At 71.7% G+C, this 18,047-nt stretch carries 15 protein-coding genes; 13 read left to right on the forward strand and 2 right to left on the reverse strand.

What is annotated here, in order from left to right; all coding sequences use genetic code 11:
* Window positions 1–243 precede the first annotated feature (243 nt).
* Genes nirB through purH form a run of 8 tightly spaced genes read left to right on the forward strand, consistent with a single transcriptional unit; the run spans window position 244 to window position 10,318 of the window.
* A complete protein-coding gene (gene nirB / locus NS283_RS08400) occupies window positions 244–2,823 on the forward strand; it encodes a nitrite reductase large subunit NirB (RefSeq protein WP_058596435.1) in 2,580 nt (859 codons plus the stop codon).
* 29 nt (window positions 2,824–2,852) lie between these two features.
* A complete protein-coding gene (gene nirD, locus NS283_RS08405; RefSeq protein WP_081317336.1) occupies window positions 2,853–3,299 on the forward strand; it encodes a nitrite reductase small subunit NirD in 447 nt (148 codons plus the stop codon).
* Window positions 3,296–4,528, forward strand: coding sequence for a uroporphyrinogen-III C-methyltransferase (gene cobA / locus NS283_RS08410; protein ID WP_058596411.1), 1,233 nt, complete (start codon window positions 3,296–3,298; stop codon window positions 4,526–4,528). The genes nirD and cobA overlap by 4 nt, the downstream gene beginning before the upstream one ends.
* Complete coding sequence (locus NS283_RS08415) at window positions 4,525–5,664, forward strand: uroporphyrinogen-III synthase (protein WP_058596412.1); 1,140 nt, start codon at window positions 4,525–4,527, stop codon at window positions 5,662–5,664. Before cobA ends, NS283_RS08415 begins: the two co-directional genes overlap by 4 nt.
* Window positions 5,661–6,476 (forward strand): sirohydrochlorin chelatase, encoded by an 816-nt coding sequence (locus NS283_RS08420; RefSeq protein ID WP_081317334.1) that lies wholly within the window; start codon window positions 5,661–5,663, stop codon window positions 6,474–6,476. Before NS283_RS08415 ends, NS283_RS08420 begins: the two co-directional genes overlap by 4 nt.
* A gap of 40 nt (window positions 6,477–6,516) precedes the next feature.
* Window positions 6,517–8,010, forward strand: a complete 1,494-nt coding sequence (locus tag NS283_RS08425; RefSeq protein WP_058596413.1) for a cell division protein PerM — start codon at window positions 6,517–6,519, stop codon at window positions 8,008–8,010.
* 48 nt (window positions 8,011–8,058) lie between these two features.
* Window positions 8,059–8,658, forward strand: coding sequence for a phosphoribosylglycinamide formyltransferase (gene purN / locus NS283_RS08430; RefSeq protein WP_058596414.1), 600 nt, complete (start codon window positions 8,059–8,061; stop codon window positions 8,656–8,658).
* A gap of 55 nt (window positions 8,659–8,713) precedes the next feature.
* The gene (gene purH / locus NS283_RS08435; protein ID WP_058596415.1) at window positions 8,714–10,318 is read left to right on the forward strand and encodes a bifunctional phosphoribosylaminoimidazolecarboxamide formyltransferase/IMP cyclohydrolase; all 1,605 of its coding nucleotides are present in this window, start codon (window positions 8,714–8,716) and stop codon (window positions 10,316–10,318) included.
* Window positions 10,319–10,600: 282 nt separating this feature from the next.
* Here the strand turns inward: purH and NS283_RS08440 are convergent, their stop codons facing one another.
* Complete coding sequence (locus NS283_RS08440; RefSeq protein ID WP_058596416.1) at window positions 10,601–11,116, reverse strand: DUF1697 domain-containing protein; 516 nt, start codon at window positions 11,114–11,116, stop codon at window positions 10,601–10,603.
* A 9-nt stretch (window positions 11,117–11,125) separates the two neighbouring features.
* Complete coding sequence (locus NS283_RS08445) at window positions 11,126–12,553, reverse strand: dihydrolipoyl dehydrogenase family protein (protein WP_058596417.1); 1,428 nt, start codon at window positions 12,551–12,553, stop codon at window positions 11,126–11,128.
* A gap of 253 nt (window positions 12,554–12,806) precedes the next feature.
* Here NS283_RS08445 and NS283_RS08450 point away from each other — a divergent pair, with 253 nt between their 5' ends.
* Genes NS283_RS08450 through NS283_RS08470 form a run of 5 tightly spaced genes read left to right on the forward strand, consistent with a single transcriptional unit; the run spans window position 12,807 to window position 18,024 of the window.
* The gene (locus tag NS283_RS08450; RefSeq protein ID WP_058596418.1) at window positions 12,807–13,832 is read left to right on the forward strand and encodes a LacI family DNA-binding transcriptional regulator; all 1,026 of its coding nucleotides are present in this window, start codon (window positions 12,807–12,809) and stop codon (window positions 13,830–13,832) included.
* Window positions 13,833–13,870: 38 nt separating this feature from the next.
* Window positions 13,871–15,154 carry an extracellular solute-binding protein gene (locus NS283_RS08455; RefSeq protein ID WP_058596419.1) on the forward strand — a complete coding sequence of 428 codons (1,284 nt, stop codon included), beginning with the start codon at window positions 13,871–13,873 and terminating at the stop codon, window positions 15,152–15,154.
* Window position 15,155: 1 nt separating this feature from the next.
* Window positions 15,156–16,130 carry a carbohydrate ABC transporter permease gene (locus NS283_RS08460; RefSeq protein WP_058596420.1) on the forward strand — a complete coding sequence of 325 codons (975 nt, stop codon included), beginning with the start codon at window positions 15,156–15,158 and terminating at the stop codon, window positions 16,128–16,130.
* Window positions 16,127–16,954, forward strand: coding sequence for a carbohydrate ABC transporter permease (locus NS283_RS08465; protein ID WP_058596421.1), 828 nt, complete (start codon window positions 16,127–16,129; stop codon window positions 16,952–16,954). The genes NS283_RS08460 and NS283_RS08465 overlap by 4 nt, the downstream gene beginning before the upstream one ends.
* Window positions 16,955–16,956: 2 nt before the next feature.
* Window positions 16,957–18,024 carry a glycoside hydrolase family 130 protein gene (locus NS283_RS08470; RefSeq protein WP_058596422.1) on the forward strand — a complete coding sequence of 356 codons (1,068 nt, stop codon included), beginning with the start codon at window positions 16,957–16,959 and terminating at the stop codon, window positions 18,022–18,024.
* Window positions 18,025–18,047 lie beyond the last annotated feature (23 nt).

An 18,047-nucleotide genomic window follows, 5' to 3' on the forward strand; every position in this document is an offset into this window, starting at 1 on the left:
ACTCGATGAGGATCACCCGGCACGAGCGGGGTTTGCGGGTTGCAGGGCGGGGCGGATGCCGCCGGCAAAACCTCACACGAACGACAGCCCCGCGTGAGAGAAACGTTCGCCGGGGGTAACGCCGGGGCGACGGCGGGGGAAACCTCGGCTGCTTAGCGTCGGGGCATGGCCCGCTCGAACCCCGCAACCGGAACGAAACACGCCGCAGACGCGTCGGCAAAGTCCGCCGCGTACGGTGACGGCATGCTCCACCCCGCGTCATCCGGATCCGTCGTGGTCGTGGGTGCCGGGATGGTGGCGCACCGCTTCGTCGAGAGCCTCACCAGCCGCGACACCGACGGCCGCTGGTCGATCACCGTGCTCGGCGACGAGGCGCGCGGGCCCTACGACCGCGTCGGCCTGACCGGGATCTTCAGCGGCAAGACCCCCGACGACCTCACGCTCGACCCCGCGGTGCTCGACCACGAGCGGGTGCGTGTCGAAACCGACGCGCGCGTCACCACCATCGACCGCGCGGCGCGCACCGTCACCACCGCGGCCGGGTCCACCTACGACTACGACCGTCTCGTGCTCGCCACCGGCTCGTACGCCGCGCGCCTCGCGCTCGACGGCTTCGACCACCGCGGATGCTTCGTCTACCGCACGCTCGACGATGTCGCGGGCATGCGCGCCTGGATCGCCCAGCGTTCCGCACAGCTCGGCCGCCCCCTGCGCGGCGCGGTCGTCGGCGGCGGCCTGCTGGGCCTCGAAGCTGCCGGTGCGCTCCAGGCCGAGGGCGTCTCGCCCTTCGTGCTGCAGTCGAACGAGCGGCTCATGTCGGCGCAGCTCGACCTGGGCGGCGCGAAGGCGCTGCAGAGGCTCATCGAGGCGCGCGGCATCGAGGTGCGCACCCAGTCGGTGACGACCCGGGTGGATGCCGACAAGTCCGGCGCCGTGGTCGGACTCGAGCTGCGCGACGGTACCTGGGAGGCCGTCGACATCGTCGTGTTCACGGTCGGTGTGCGTCCCCGCGACGAGCTGGCCCGCGCCGCGGAGCTCGCGGTCGACGCGCGCGGCGGTGTCGTGATCGACGCGGGCTGCGACACCTCCGACCCCTCGATCCTCGCGATCGGCGAGGTCGCGAGCTTCGACGGACAGTGCATCGGCCTCGTCGCCCCGGGCTACGCGATGGCCGAGGTCGCCGCGACCCGCCTGCTCGGGGGAGAGGCCGCCTTCGACGGCTTCGACACCTCGGCCAAGCTCAAGCTCTCGGGCGTTGAGGTCGCCAGCTTCGGCGACGCGTTCGCCGAGACCCCGAACGCCCTCGACGTCACCTACGCCGACCCGGTGTCGGGCGTCTACAAGAAGCTCGTGCTGAGCGACGATGCCCAGACGCTGCTCGGCGGCATCCTGGTCGGCGACGCCTCGGCCTACACGTCGCTCCGTCCGCTCGTCGGCCACGCGCTCGGGGGCGACCCGGCGGCGTATCTCATGCCGAGCGACCTCGCCCCGGCCCCACAGGGCGACCTCCCCGACGACGCGATCGTCTGCTCGTGCAACGGCGTGACCGCCGGTACGGTCCGCGGGGCCGTGACCGAGCACGACTGCGCGGATGCCGCCGAGGTCAAGGCCTGCACGAAGGCCGGGGCGGCGTGCGGTTCGTGCTTCACCCTCGTCAAGAAGCTCGTTCAGACCGAGCTGGCGGCATCCGGAAAAGAAGTGTCGAACGGCCTGTGCGAGCACTTCGCGTTCACCCGCGCGCAGCTCTTCGACGCCGTCCGCATCTCGGGGCTTCGAACCTTCACCTCGATCGTCGAGCGCTTCGGCACCGGCCGCGGGTGCGACATCTGCAAGCCGGCTCTCGCGAGCATCCTCGCGAGCCTGTACGCGGAGCACGTGCTCGACGGCGAGCTCGCGACGATGCAGGACACCAACGACCACGTCATGGCCAACATCCAGCGCGACGGCACGTACAGCGTCGTCCCGCGCATCGCGGGCGGTGAGATCACGCCCGAGGGGCTCGTCGTGATCGGCGAGGTCGCGCGCGACTTCGGGCTGTACACGAAGATCACCGGCGGCCAGCGCATCGACATGTTCGGCGCCCGGCTCGAACAGCTCCCCGCGATCTGGAAGCGCCTCGTCGACGCAGGCTTCGAGTCGGGGCAGGCGTACGGCAAGTCGCTGCGCACGGTGAAGTCGTGTGTGGGGCAGACGTGGTGCCGCTACGGCGTGCAGGACTCGGTCGGCATGGCCGTGCAGCTCGAGCTGCGCTACCGGGGCCTGCGCTCGCCGCACAAGATCAAGTTCGGCGTCTCGGGCTGCGCGCGCGAGTGCGCCGAGGCCCGCGGCAAGGACGTCGGCGTCATCGCGACCGAGGCCGGCTGGAACATGTACGTCGGCGGCAACGGCGGCTTCACCCCGCGCCACGCGGTGCTCTTCGCCGAGGGTCTCGACGACGAGGGCCTGCTGCGCGCGATCGACCGCTTCCTGATGTTCTACATCCGCACCGCCGACCGGCTGCAGCGCACCGCGCCCTGGATGGAGGACTACGAGGGCGGCCTCGAGGCGCTGAAGGGTGTCGTGTTCGACGACACGCTCGGCATCGCTGAAGACCTCGACCGGGCGATGGCCGCCCACATCGACAACTACGAGGACGAGTGGGCCGCGACCCTTGCCGACCCCGAGAAGCTCAAGCGGTTCCAGAGCTTCGTCAACGCCCCCGACACGGCCGACCCCACGCTCGCCTACGTGAGCGAGCGCGGTCAGCCCCGTCCCGCCACGGCCGAGGAGCGCACCTCGGGCGCGGTGTTCATCGGCGGCACGACGCTGGCGGTGCGCTCGTGACGATCGTGAACGCGACGAGGACGGATGCCATGACTCCGGATGCCGAGACCCCCGCCGCCGCAACGCCCGAGGCGACCGCCGTGCCCGCGCCCGCGGCATCCGTCCCCGGTTGGACCCGCATCTGCCGCGTCGACGACCTGCTCGTCGAGCGCGGGGCGGCCGCCCTCGTCGACGGGCGCCAGATCGCGCTGTTCCGCACCTACGACGGCCGACTCTTCGCGACCGACCAGATCGACCCGTTCAGCGGGGCGGCGATCCTGTCGCGCGGGATCGTCGGCGACCGCGGGGGAGTGCCCACCGTGGCATCGCCCATGTACAAGCAGGTCTTCGACCTGCGCACCGGCGCGTGCCTCGACACGCAGGGCAAGGAACCGTTGAGCGTCCGGGTGCACCCGGTCGCGGTGACCGACGGCGTCGTGTTCGTCAAGCTCGCCCCCGCGGATGATTCCGTCGGCGCAGGAAAGGACCCCCGATGATCGCTCTCGCAGGACTCGACCTCACCGATCGCCTCGTCGTGTGCGTCGGCGGAGGCACCGTCGCCGAGCGGCGGATCGCCCGGCTCCGCGCCGCGGGCGCCCGGGTGCGCCTCGTCGCGCCGGTCGCGACCGACGGGCTGACCGCGCTCGCCGCTTCCGGCGACATCGAGTGGCACGCGCGCCCGTTTGCGGCCGCGGACCTCGACGACGCCTGGTTCTGCCACACGGCCACGGGTTCGGCATCCGTGGACGCGTCCGTCGTCGCCGCGGCCGAGGCGCGCCGCGTGTGGTGCGTCAACGCCGGACACGGGGGCAAGGGCACCGCGCGCCTCGCCGCCGAGACGACGAGCGGCGACGTCATGGTCGGCGTCGTCTCGACCGCGGGTGTCGATCCGCGCCGCACCGTCGCCGTGCGCGACGCCATCGCCCAGCGCCTCGCCGAAGGCGCCCTTCCGCTCCGCCGCCGACGTCGCCCGCTCGTGGGGAGCGTGGCGCTCGTCGGCGGCGGTCCTGGCCCGGTCGACCTGATGACCGTGCGCGCCCGCGCGCTGCTGGCCGAGGCCGACGTCGTCGTGCACGACCGCCTCGGCCCCACCGGGGTGCTCGCCGAGATCGGCGACGACGTCGAGCTCATCGACGTGGGCAAGCGCCCGCAGCACCACCCGGTCCCGCAGGACGAGATCAACGCGATCCTCGTCGACCGCGCCGCGAAGGGCCTGCGCGTCGTGCGCCTCAAGGGCGGCGACCCGTTCGTCTACGGACGCGGCGGTGAAGAGGTCATCGCGTGCCGGGCGGCCGGCATCCCCGTCGAGGTCGTCCCGGGGATCTCCAGCTCGATCGCCGTCCCGTCCGCCGCGGGAATCCCCGTGACCCATCGCGGCGTGGCCGGTACCCTGCACGTTGTGAACGGTCAGGAGTCCCCGAGCGAAGCGACCCTCGCGGCGCTCCGCGACGACACCGCCACCGTCGTCGCCCTCATGGGGGTGAGCGCCCTGCCGCGGTTCGTCGCGGCGGCCCGCGCCGCGGGCGCTCCCGAGGACCGCCCCGTCGCCTTCGTTGAGAACGGCCACACGCCCGCCCAGCGCACGATCCGCACGACGCTCGCCACGGCGATCCAGGATGCCGAGACCCACCGTCTCGCCAACCCCGCGGTCCTCGTGTTCGGCGAGGTCGCCCGGCCCGACCTGCTGCTCCCGGTGGCGGTCGCCCAGAGCGAGGGGATCGGGTGACCACACCCGCGCGGACGATCAGCACGGTGCTCCAGGGATGCACCGTGCTGCTTCCCGTCGACCGGCGGTCGGGGGAGCTGTCCGCCGCGCTCGAACGCCACGGCGCCCGGGTGCGCGTGGCGCCCGCGCTCACGATCGTCCCGCACGTCGACGACGAGGAGCTCATCGCGCAGACCCGCAGCCTGGTCGACGACCCGCCGGACGTCGTCGTCGCCACGACGGGCGTGGGCTTCCGTGCGTGGATGGAGACGGCGGACGAGGCGGGACTCCACGACGCTCTCGCCCCGGTGCTCGACGCCGCGCGGATCGTCGCGCGCGGACCCAAGGCCCGCGGCGCGATCCAGCAGGCGGGATTCGAGGCCGACTGGGTCGCCGAGAGCGAGACGGCGGCTGAGCTGCGCGACTTCCTCGTCGCCGAGGGGATCGAGGGGCTGCACGTCGCGGTCCAGCATCACGGCTCGGGGGCCGACGGCCTCGACGAGGCCTTCGAAGCCGCGGGGGCGCGTGTGACGAGCCTCACCATCTACCGCTGGGGTCCGCCGCCCGATCCCGAGGTCGTCGCGGCGTCGACGCAGCAGGTCGCGCGCGGAGAGATCGACGCCGTCCTGTTCACCTCGGCTCCCGCGGCACGCGAATGGATCCTCGCGGCCGAGCGGGCCGACGCGCTCGACGGGGTGGCATCCCGTGCCGCCCGCGGGCACGTCCTGGTCGCCGCCGTCGGCCCCATCACCGCCGGCCCCCTGATCGAGGCGGGGATCCCCCCGCTCATCCCCGACCGCGGTCGACTCGGAGCCCTCGTGCGCGCGGTCGTCACGTACTACGGCGGGGCGGACGCTCCGCTCATCCCCACCACGGCGGGGCGCCTCGGCATCCGGTCGTCCGGGATCGTGCTCGACGGCGTCTTCACGCCCCTGCCCCGCACGGGCGTCGAGATCCTGCGCGCGCTCGGCCGCCAGCCCGGGGCGGTGGTCTCGCGCGCCGACCTCATCGCGGCGCTGTCGAGCGCGGAGTCGAGCGGGCACGCCGTCGAGGTCGCTGTCGCCCGTACGCGCGAGGCGCTGGGCGGGCTCGACCTCATCCGCACCGTGTACAAGCGCGGCTACCGGCTCGACGTGATCGACGAGGAGGACGCATGACCGCTGTACTCATCGCCTGTGCGCACGGCACGAGATTCGAGGAGGGGCGCGTCGTCGTGCGCGAACTGCTCGAGGTGCTGCGCGAGACCGCGCCCGCGGGCGTCGAGGTGCACGAGGCCTACGTCGACGTGCACGGGCCCTACGTCACGGACGTCGTCGCGGCAGCGCGCGAGCGCACGGACGACATCGTCATCGTGCCGCTGCTGCTGTCGACGGGCTATCACACCGAGGTCGACCTCGTGGAGGCGGCGGACGGGCTTCCCGTGGCTCCCGCGCTCGGCCCGCACCCCGTGCTCGCCGAGATCCTCGTGGACCGCGTCCGCGCGATCGGTGCCCGCGCGGACGATACCGTGGTGCTCGCCGCCGCGGGCTCCACACGCCCCGGCGCGGTCGTGGACGTCGAGCGTATGGCCGAGCTGATGACGGAGGCCGGCATCGCCGGTCCCGTCGTGACGGCGTACGCCGCGGCATCCGAACCCCGGATCCCGGATGCCGTGAACGAGGCGCGCGAGGCCGGTCGCCGCACCGTCGCGGCGAGCTACGTCCTCGCGCCGGGGCATTTCTCGCGTGTGATCGAGAAAGCGGACGCGGATCTCACCACCGCTCCGATCGGTGCTGACCCGCGGTTGGCGACCGTGGTGTGGGAGCGGTGGGCGACGGCGCGCAGCGCTGCGACGGCGGAGGTGGCTGAACCTGTCGAAGCCTCCGGTCGGGCGCCGGGGGCGGACCCTTCGACGGGGTCAAGGCCCTCTCGGCGCCGCCTGCTCGGAACCTTGCGCGACCTCGTCTCGGGCGCTCGCCGCCGCGCCTGAGGGGAGCGCTGGGGGAGCGCGGGTAGGGTCTCTCACGCCCATGCATCGCCTTCTCGTCGCCCTTCTGGCCGCTCTCGACGCCGTCCTGGCCGCCGCGGGCGGTATCGCCGTCGTGCTCGCCCCGCTCGCCCTGCTCTGGGTGGCCGGTCTCGGCAGCCCCGACTGGAGTGCGCTGTGGCCCGCAACGGCCGCCATCTGGCACCTCGGGCACCTCGTGCCGCTCGCGGTGACCCTCCCCGACACCTACCTCGCTGCCACCGGCATCGACCCCTCGCTCGCGAGCTTCACCCTGTCGCTCGCTCCGCTGGCGTTCGCCGCGTTCACCGCGCTCTTCGCCGCGCGCTCGGGCGTTCGCGCCGCGGAAGCCGGGGCCGGGATCACGGGATGGCTCTCGGGCTCGCTGGTCTTCGCCGCGATCGCGAGTGTCGTCGCGTTGACCGGCAACGCCGCGCTCGTGGCATCCGAGACCTGGCTGGCGATCCTGCTGCCCTCGCTGCTGTTCTTCGTTCCTTCCCTCCTCGGCGCCGTGGTCGGGGCCTGGCGCGTCGGCGACGACGGGCCGATCGACGCGCTGCGCGGTCAGCTGGCGCGCCTGCCGGGAGCATGGGGGAGCGTGCCGCCGCTCGCTCTGCGGGGCCTCGCCCTCACGACGCTGGGACTCGTCGGTGCCGGCGGGGTCGTCGTCGTCGCGGGACTCATCGCCCGCTCGACCCAGGTCATCGGCATCTACCAGGCGAGCAACGCGGATGCCATCGGCGCCACCGTCATCGCGCTCTGCCAGCTCATGTACCTCCCGACGCTCGTCCTGTGGGCGGTGGCGTTCATCGCAGGTCCGGGGTTCGCGGTCGGCACCGACACCGCCGTCACCCCCGCAGCCACGCAGGTCGGCGCACTCCCCGGCATCCCGGTGCTCGGGGCGATCCCCGACACGACCTCGCCGTGGCTGCTCCTGCTGGTGCTGCTCCCCGTCGGTATTGGCGCCTTGACCGGGTGGATCCTTCGATCCCGGATGCCACTGACCACCGACCCCGAACCGGTCGGCCCGCGTCTGGTCCTCGCGATCGTCGTCGCGGCGCTCACCGGCGGGGTGGGTGCGCTCATCGCGGTGGCGTCGACGGGAGCGATCGGTCCCGGGCGTCTGGCCCACACGGGCCCGGAGCCGGGCCCGCTCGCCCTCGCCCTCTGTCTCGAGGTGCTGGTCGGCCTCGCGATCCTGCTGCTGAGCCCGCGCTTCGGTCCGACGGCCGCCGACGAGGTCACGCTGCGCCTGCAGGACGAGGCGCGCGACGAGGTGCCCGCGTTCTCGTTCAGCCCGCGCGCGCACGCACCGTTCGACCGCGACGAGCACGCCACCGGGCCCGCCCCCACCGTGTCGGCGCCCGGCACGGGAATCGCCCACGACGTCTGGCCGAGTTCGTATCGCGCCCCCGGCGAGACGGACCCGGCGGGCGAGCTCAGCGACGACGAGGTGCGCGCGCGCATCCGCGCGGCGTGGGCGAAGCCCGACGACGACGGTTCGGCGGGTCGGGGCTGAGCGTCACGCGCTCGGCGGGCCCGGACGCACCTGCGTAGACTGGCCTCCGTGCTCACGGTCGCCGTTCTCATCTCCGGCACCGGCTCCAACCTCCGCGCCCTGCTCGAGGCGGCTGCCGCCCCCGACTTCCCGGCGCGCGTGGTCGCGGTCGGTGCGGATCGCGAGGCCGACGGCTTCGCGCACGCCGAGCACTTCGGCATCCCCACGTTCCTCGTTCCCTTCGGCGCTTTCGCGACGCGCGAGGAGTGGGGCGCCGAGCTCGGAGCGCAGTTGGCGGTGTGGAACCCCGACCTCGTCGTGCTGAGCGGGATGATGCGTCTGCTGCCCGCCGACCTCGTCGCCGCGTGGGAACCGCGCATCATCAACACGCACCCCGCGTACCTGCCCGAGTTCCCGGGCGCTCACGGTGTTCGCGACGCTCTCGCCGCGGGCGTGGACCAGACGGGCGCCAGCGTCATCGTCGTGGACTCCGGCGTCGACACCGGGCCGATCCTCGCCCAGGAACGCATCCCGGTCCTCCCCGGCGACGACGAAGCCGCCCTGCACGAGCGCATCAAGCCCGTCGAGCGACGTCTGCTGATCGACGTCGTCCGCCGTATCGCCGAGGGCGAGCTCGACCTCGCCGCCGCGGCATCCCGCACCCCCTGATCCCCGCGGGCGGTCGCCCGCTCTTCGAACCGCACGAGACACAGGAGCCGCAGCCATGGCCGGACCCCGCCACGACCCCGCCGACTACCGTCCCCGCGACATCGTTCCGATCCGCCGCGCGCTGGTGTCGGTGAGCGACAAGACCGGCCTTCTCGAGCTCGGGGCCGCTCTCGCGGCGGCCGGGGTCGAGATCGTCTCGACCGGCGGCTCGGCGACGCTGCTGCGCGAGGCCGGTTACGACGTCACCGACGTCTCGGCGGTGACCGGCTTCCCCGAGTCGCTCGACGGTCGCGTGAAGACCCTGCACCCGAACGTGCACGCGGGACTCCTCGCCGACCTGCGCTTGGAGGGCCACGAAGCGCAGCTCGACGAGCTCGGCATCCTGCCGTTCGAGCTCGTCGTCGTGAACCTGTACCCGTTCGTCGAGACCGTGGCATCCGGAGCCGAGGGCGACGACGTCGTGGAGCAGATCGACATCGGCGGCCCCGCGATGGTGCGCGCCTCGGCGAAGAACCACGCGAACGTCGCGATCGTCGTGTCGCCCGAGTCGTACCCCGCGATCATCTCGGCCCTGCAGAGCGACGGCGGGACCTCGCTGGTGCAGCGTCGCGAGCTTGCCGCGCGCGCGTTCTCGCACACCGCCGCCTACGACACGGCGGTGTCGACGTGGTTCGCCGAGGGGACGCTCGGCGACGACATCGACCTCCCGGCGCACCTGACGATCCAGGCCGAGCGCCTCTCGACGCTGCGTTACGGCGAGAACTCGCACCAGCGCGCCGCGATCTACACGCGCGTCGGCGGTCACGGCATCGCCCAGGCGACACAGCTGCAGGGCAAGGAGATGTCGTACAACAACTACGTCGACGCCGACGCCGCCCTGCGCGCCGCCTTCGACATGGTCAAGCCGGCCGTCGCGATCATCAAGCACGCGAACCCCTGCGGCATCGCTGTCGCCGCCCCGAACGCCCTCGACCCCATCGCCTCGGCACACCTGCGCGCGCACGAGTGCGACCCCGTCTCGGCGTTCGGCGGCGTGATCGCGGCCAACCGCACGGTGACGCTCAAGATGGCGGAGAACCTGCGCGACATCTTCACCGAGGTGATCATCGCGCCCGACTTCGAGCCCGAGGCGCTCGAGGTGTTCAAGCTCAAGAAGAACCTCCGCGTGCTGCAGCTGCCCACCGACTGGCAGCAGGAGCGCATGGACGTGCGCCTCGTCTCGGGCGGCCTGCTGCTGCAGGATGCCGACCGCTTCCCCGACGACATCGAGTCGGTCGCGAAGGACTGGGAGCTCGTCTCGGGCGAGCGCCCCGCCGAGATGGAGAGCCTCATCTTCGCGTGGAAAGCGTGCCGCGCCGTGAAGTCGAACGCGATCGTGCTCGCCCAGGGCTCGGCCACCGTGGGCATCGGCATGGGCCAGGTCAACCGCGTCGACTCGTGCCGCCTCGCGGTCGAGCGCGCCGGCGACCGCGCTCACGGTTCGATCGCGGCATCCGATGCGTTCTTCCCCTTCGCCGACGGCCCGCAGGTGCTGATCGACGCCGGGATCTCGGCGATCATCCAGCCCGGCGGTTCGGTGCGGGATGCCGAGGTCGTCGACGCCGCGCGAGCCGCCGGCGTCACGATGTTCTTCACGGGCGAGCGGCACTTCTTCCACTGAGCCGCACTGTTCCCGCCGCCCCCGCGACTTCGGTTGCGGGGGCGGCGGTGTTTGTGCGGCGTGCGGTGGGTGCCGCGGGGGCGGGATGCCGCGGCATAAACGCTGTTTGCTCGCATAAACGCGTGGTGCTCGTGTTTATGTGCGTGGATCGCGTTTATGGGTGGGGAAGGCGCCGATGCCGGTGCGAGCGCGAGCGGCGCGGGTGCGGGCGCTCGCTTGGGCGTGGATGCGGCCCTCGGCGCGGGGGCGAAGGGCGCTGTGATCGGGTGCGGGTCGCGCGGCTCAGGCGCTCAGCGCGATGAGCTTCGCGATCGTGTTCGCGTTGCGGGCGGTACCCGTGACGCCGAGGCGCTTCTCGAACCAACCGGCCTGCAGCTTCGACCCGCCGATGCCCTCGGGATACCGCACGAACACCTCGCGGCCGTCGAGCACGGCCTCTTCGGGGATGCCATCGGGCACCGCCAGCGCGACAACCGGTGCGGCGTCGAGGAACACCGTCTGAACCCAGCGTCCCTCCGAGGCGTCGGCGAACGGATTCCGCGCATGCGCGTCCGCCAGCTCGGTGTGCGAGCGAACGATCACCGGAAGGTCGTGGCCGAACGCGGAACGGACCGCATCCCGAACCGTCCCGGCGATCTCGTCGGAGGAGCGGCCACCGTCGTCGAGCACGACGTTCCCCGCCACCTGCAGCGTCTCGACCTCACCGAGACCCGCGGATGCCAGCACCTCGCGCAGCAGCGGCATCTTCAGGGCCGTGGGTCCACCGACCCCGCGGATGAGGGCGACGGAACGGGGCATTGCGCCAGATTACGCGGAGTCGCGACCGAACGTCTCGAGCAGGCGGAGCCAGACCTCGCTGACCGTGGGATACGAGGGCACGGCGTGCCAGAGCCGCTTGATCGGGACTTCGCCGACGACGGCGATCGTCGCGGAGTGCAGAAGTTCCGCGATGTCGGGGCCGACGAACGTCGCGCCGACGAGGACGCCACGGTCGAGGTCGACGATCGCGCGCGCTTTGCCGACGTACGCGTCGGACTGCTCGCTGGAGCCCGCGACGTGTGCCAGGTCGTAGTCGAGCACCTTCACGTTCAGCCCGCGCTTCTCGGCGCTGGCGGCGGTGAGACCGACGGATGCCACCTCGGGATCGGTGAACGTCACCTGTGGCACGGCGTCGTGGTCGGCGGTGGCGACGTGAGCGCCCCACGGGGCGTCGTCGACCTCGCCACCCTGCGCCCGCGCGGCGATGACGTCGCCGGCAGCGCGAGCCTGGTACTTGCCCTGGTGGGTGAGGAGCGCACGGTGGTTGACGTCGCCGACGGCGTACAGCCAGTCGAAGCCGCGCACGAGGAGCGTGTCGTCGACATCGAGCCACGACCCCTCTTCCAGCCCGACGGTCTCGAGGCCGAGGTCGGTCGTGCGGGGGACGCGGCCCGTCGCGACGAGAAGCTCGTCGGCGGTGACGGTGGTGCCGTCGGACAGCTCGAGCACACGCCGGCCGTCGTCGTCGCGGCGGGCGGCCGTGGCATCCACGCCCGTCTTCACCGTGACGCCGCGCGAGCGGAGGGAGTCCGCGACCAGCTCGCCGGCGAACGGCTCGGTGCCGCCCAGCAGCCCCGAGCGCGCGATGATCGTGACCTGGGCGCCGAGGCTCGCAAACGCCGTCGCCATCTCGGCACCGACGACGCCGCCGCCGAGGATGGCGAGCGAGGCCGGGACGCTCTGGACCGCGGTCGCCTCGCGGCTCGTCCACGGTTCGATGTCGGCGAGGCCCGGGATGTCGGGGAGCAGTGCGGCGGAACCCGTGCACACCGCGACCGCGTGGCGGGCGACGAGGTCGGTCGTCGTGCCGTCGTCGGCGGTGACCTGGACCGTCTTCTCGCCGGTGAGGCGTCCGTGCCCGCGAACGAGGTCGATGCCCGCGCCCTGCAGCCACTCGACCTGGCCGGAGTCGTTCCAGTCGCTCGTCATCGTGTCGCGGCGACGAAGGACAGCGGCGACGTCGAGGTCGCCGGTGACGGCCTGCTTCGCGCCGTCGACGTCGCGCGCGGCGCGGAGCGCGGCGCCGCTGCGCAGCAGCGCCTTCGAGGGCATGCACGCCCAGTACGAGCACTCGCCGCCGACGAGCTCGGATTCGACGATCACGGCGGTGAGCCCCGCCTGCACCGCGCGGTCGGCGACGTTCTCACCGACGGGGCCGGCTCCGATGACGATCAGGTCGTACTCGCGTTCGCTCATGTCCTCACGCTATCGAGGGCCTCCGACATCGGGGAGGGGTTGCGCGCGTCCCCGATGGCGGCCGGAGTTCGGGGCGCGAAATGGCGTTGGGGGCGGGGAATCTCACGCCCCACGCGGAGAAACGCGCCCCGAACCCGCACGTCGACCCGTCGAGGAACGCTCCCACCGCGGATCTTGACGCCGGACCTGAACCGGTTTAGGCTTACCATCACTGAACCGGTTTAGATCGACGGATGCCACAGCGAGGTGCACCATGACGAACGAGACGCGACCCACGATCGCCGACGTTGCGCGGCGCGCCGGGGTCAGCAAGGGCCTCGTGTCGTTCGCGCTGAACGGCCGCGCCGGCGTGGCCCCCGACACGCGTGACCGCATCCTCTCCGTCGCCGCCGAAATGGGCTGGAGCCCGAGCCTGCGAGCGCGGTCGCTCAGCGTCGGCCGAGCCTTCGCGTGCGGCCTCGTCATCGGCCGCAGCCCCGACGTCATCGCCGCCGACCCGTTCTTCCCGTCGTTCATCGCGGGCGTCGAGGACGAGTTCTCCGTCTCGGGCCAGGTGCTCGTGCTCGCGGCCGCCACCCCCGGCCGCCACGAGGAGGAGACCTACCGCGGACTCGCGGCCGACCGTCGCGTCGACGGCGTGATCCTCTCCGACCTCCGGGCCGACGATCCGCGGATCGACCTCGTCGCGAGCCTCGGCATCGCGGCCGTCACCCTCGGCGTCCCCGACGTCGACAGCCCCTTCACCTCCGTCTCGGTCGACGACGGCGCCGGAATCCGCCTCGCCGTCGACCATCTCGCCGACCTCGGCCACACCGACATCGCCCACGTCGCGGGGCCCTTCGCGATGCTGCACGGACGCCACCGCGCCGCGGCGTTCGAAGCCGCGGCGCAGGCGCGTGGCATCCGGGTCCGTGTCGTCGAGACCGACTTCAGCGCCGCTGACGGGGCGCGGGCCACCACCGCCCTGCTCGACGCCGAGGTCCCGCCCACGGCGATCGTGTACTCGAACGACAACATGGCTGTCGCGGGGCTCGGCACGGCGCAGCGCCGCGGCCTGTCGGTGCCCCGCGACCTCTCGATCACCGGGTTCGACGACACCGAACTCGGCCGGCACCTTTTCCCCGCCCTCACGAGCGTCTCCACCGACGCGCGGGGCTGGGGAGCGGCCGCGGCCCGCGCTCTGCTCCAGGCGATCGCGGGGGGAGAGCCCGAGGCGCTGGCCCTCGCCGACCCCGGCCTGCAGGTGCGCGACTCCACCGCGCCGCCGACCCGAAGCTGACACCCGCGGGCCCCCGCCCGCCCCACAAGGAGGAAGACATGCGACGACGCATTCTCGCCACAGCAGTAGCCGCCACCGGCATCCTCGCCCTCTCCGCGTGCAGCGGAGGCGGCGGGGGAGCATCCGGGATGGATGCCAAGGGCCCCATCACCATCTGGTACTCGAACAACGCCGCGGAGATCGCGTGGGGCCAGCAGATGGTGGAGGCCTGGAACGCCGACCACCCCGACGAGCAGATCACCGCGCAGGAGATCCCCGCCGGGTCTTCCAGCGAAGAGGTCATCGGCGCGGCGATCACCGCGGGCAACGCCCCGTGCCTGGTGTTCAACACCTCGCCCGCGGCGGTGCCCGGGTTCCAGCGCCAGGGCGGCCTCGTGAACCTGTCGGACTTCCCCGACGGCGAGCAGTACATCAAAGACCGCAGCGGCGACCTCGCCGACCAGTACCGCTCCGACGACGGCGGCTTCTACCAGCTGCCGTGGAAGAGCAACCCGGTCATGATCTTCTACAACAAGGACCTGTTCGCGAAGGCCGGCCTCGACGCCGAGAACCCGCAGCTGTCGACGTACGACGAGTTCCTCGCCACCTCGCAGAAGCTGAAGGCGGCGGGCGTCTCGGACTACGCCATCAACCCGGCGCCCACGAGCGAGTTCTTCCAGTCGTGGTTCGACTTCTACCCGCTGTACGCCGCGCAGACCGGCGGGAAGCAGCTCGTCGAGGACGGCAAGGCCACCTTCAACGACGCCGACGGTGAGGCCGTCGCGAACTTCTGGCGCACCATCTACGCCGACAAGCTCGCCGGCAACGAGCAGTACCAGGGCGACGCGTTCGCCGACGGCAAGGCCGCGATGGCGATCGTCGGGCCGTGGGCCGTTTCGGTCTATAAGGACAAGGTCAACTGGGGTGCCGTGCCCGTGCCGACGGAGAAGGGCACTGCGGCCGACCAGACGTGGACCTTCAGCGACGCGAAGAACGTCGGCCTGTTCACCGCGTGCCAGAACAAGGGCACCGCGTGGGAGGTGTTGAAGTTCGCCACCAGCCAGGAGCAGGACGGGAAGTGGCTCGAGGAGACCGGGCAGATGCCGCTGCGCACCGACCTGACCACCACGTACGCCGACTACTTCAGCGCCAACCCGGCGTACCAGCAGTTCGGCGACCAGGCCGCGCGCACCGTCGAGGTGCCGAACGTCACCAGCTCGGTCGAGATCTGGCAGGCGTTCCGTGACGAGTACTCCAAGTCGGTCATCTTCGGCGAAGAGGACGTGAACACCTTCCTGTCCAACGCCCAGACCCAGATCGACCAGCTCGCGGCGGGGAAGTGACATGACCGTCGATCTCACCCGCAGGCCCGGGCGGACCGGGGGCGACCCCGGCCGGTCCGGTCGTGCGGGGGGAGCGGGGGATGCCGGGAAGAAGCGGCGCCGCCTCCTCGGGGCGCAGCCGCTCGGCATCCTGTTCTCCGCTCCGTACCTGATCTTCATCGCGGTCGTCTTCGCCTACCCGATCGTGTTCGCGGTGTGGATGTCGTTCCACGACTACTTCTTCGCCGCCCCGGGCGCGAACGTCGACCGGCCGTTCGTCGGCCTCGACAACTACGTCACGGCGCTCAGCGATCCCGCCGTATGGCGGTCGTTCGGCAACGTCGGGATCTTCCTGCTCATCAACGTCCCGCTGACGGTCGTGCTCTCGATCGTGCTGGCCACGGCGCTGGACCGCGTCGTGCGCGCCCGGGCGTTCTTCCGGGTCGCGTTCTACGTGCCCTACGTCACGGCATCCGTCGCCGTGGTCGCGGTGTGGCTCTTCCTGTTCTCGAACGACGGGCTGATCAACAACGCCCTCGGGCCGCTCGCGCCGAACCCGTCGTGGCTGGTCAACTCGGCGCTGGCGATGCCGACGATCGCGCTGTTCGTGACGTGGAAGGGGCTCGGGTTCTACATCCTGCTCTACCTCGCGGCGCTCCAGAACGTGCAGCGCGAGTTGTATGAATCGGTCGCGGTCGACGGTGGCGGACGCCTCCGGCAGTTCTTCTCGGTGACCGTCCCGGGCGTGCGCCCGGCGACGTTCCTCGTCGTGCTGCTCGCCACGATCACGGGCGCGAACCTCTTCACCGAGCCGTACCTGCTCACCAACGGCGGCGGCCCCAACGGAGCGTCGACCTCACCCGTGCTGCTGATCTACCAGAAGGGCATCGAGCAGCAGAACCCCGACGTCGCCGCGGCCATCGGGGTGGTGCTGATCGTCTTCGTGCTGATCATCGCGGCGCTCCAGCGCCGGTTCGTGGGAAGGGAGGAATCATGAGGTCCAAGGTCGTGACCTACGGCGTCCTGACGCTCGGCGCCCTGGCGTTCCTGTTCCCCTTCTTCTACATGGTCGTCGGCTCGCTGCAGACGAACCCCGACACCTCGATCGCGGGCGCGTTCCCCCACCCGTCGAACCTGACGCTCGAGAACTACACGGCGATCGACGGACGCATCAACCTGTTGAAGGGCCTCGTCAACTCGGGGATCTTCACCGGGGGAGTGATCCTCGGCACCATCGTGTTCGGCGTACTCGCTGGGTACGCGCTCGCGGTGCTGAAGTGGCGCGGCCGGTCTGCGACGTTCGCCCTCGTGCTGCTGGTTCAGGTGATCCCGTTCCAGCTGCTGATGATCCCGCTGTACGTCATGATCGCCCGCGACTACGGGCTGAGCGACAGCTACCTCGGCATGATCCTGCCGTTCTTCATCAACTCCACGGCGGTCGTGATCTTCCGGCAGTACTTCCTGCAGCTCCCCAGAGAGCTGTTCGACGCCGCCCGGATCGACGGGGCCAATGAGTTCCGGCTGCTGTGGAGCGTCGCGCTGCCGCTCGTGCGTCCGGCGCTGCTGACCGCGGTGCTGCTGACCTTCATCGGTCCGTGGAACGAGTTCCTGTGGCCCTTCCTCATCACGAAGGACGCCGCGATGCAGCCGCTCGCGGTGTCGCTCGCGAACTTCATCTCCACGATCGCGGCATCCACGACCAATCCCTTCGGCGCGATGATGGCCGGCGCCGTCGTGCTCGCCGCCCCCGCCGTGGCGCTGTTCCTGATCTTCCAGCGCTACTTCACCTCCAACGACCTCGGATCCGGAGTGAAAGGATGACAATGACCCCCGAATCCCCCGTCCCCTACCGCCTCACACGTGTGGGTGTGGTGATGACCCCCGAGCCCGGGAACGCCGACGAAGCCGAGGGCGTCCTCAACCCGGCCTCGGGCCGCGGCCCGGACGGCGAGCTGTACCTGCTGCCGCGCCTGGTCGCCGAGGGCAACGTCTCGCGCGTGGGCCTCGCCCGCGTCGTCGTCGAGGACGGTGTGCCCGTCGCCGTCGAACGCGAGGGCGTGGTGCTCCAGCCCGACCGCGGGTGGGAGCGCGGCGCCGACAACGCCGGCACCGAGGACCCTCGTACGACGTGGGTGGAGGCCCTGGGCCTGCACGTCATGACGTACGTCGCCTACGGACCGCTCGGCCCGCGCACCGCCGTCGCGGTCTCCGAGGACCTGCGGGACTGGCGGCGGCTCGGCCCGGTGCTCTTCCGGTACCAGGACGACCTCGACATGGACCTCAACCTGTTCCACAACAAGGACACGGTCTTCTTCCCCGAGACGGTCACGGCCCCCGACGGCAGCGAGGCGTTCGCCGTGCTGCACCGACCGATGTGGGACCTCGGCGAGACCAAGCCCGGACAGGGCGTGCGGGTGCCGGCCGGCGTCGAGGACGAGCGGCAGTCGATCTGGATCAGCTACGTGCCCGTGGCATCCGTCCGCGAGGACCTCGCGAACCTCGCGCTGTGGGAGCAGCATCACTTCGTCGCGGGACCGGAGTTCCCCTTCGAAGAGGTGAAGATCGGTGGCGGCCCGCCGCCGCTGCGCATCCCCGAGGGGTGGCTCGTGCTGCACCACGGGGTGACCGGCGTGATCGACAGCGCGTTCTCGCAGCAGCAGAAGGTCAACTACGCGGCGGGAGCCCTGATCCTGGATGCCGACGACCCCCGCCGCGTGATCGCGCGGACGCCCGAGCCGCTGCTGGCCCCCGAGACCGACGACGAGCGCAGCGGCATCGTGCCCAACGTCGTCTTCCCGACCGCGATCGAGGAGATCGACGGCCGCCACTTCGTGTTCTACGGCATGGCCGACTCGAAGATCGGCGTCGCCCTGCTCGAGCGCACGGACTGAGACCCGCGCCGCGCCCGACGCCG

Origin of the sequence: Microbacterium testaceum (genome assembly GCF_001476285.1) — a bacterium.
Lineage (GTDB): Bacteria > Actinomycetota > Actinomycetes > Actinomycetales > Microbacteriaceae > Microbacterium > Microbacterium testaceum_B.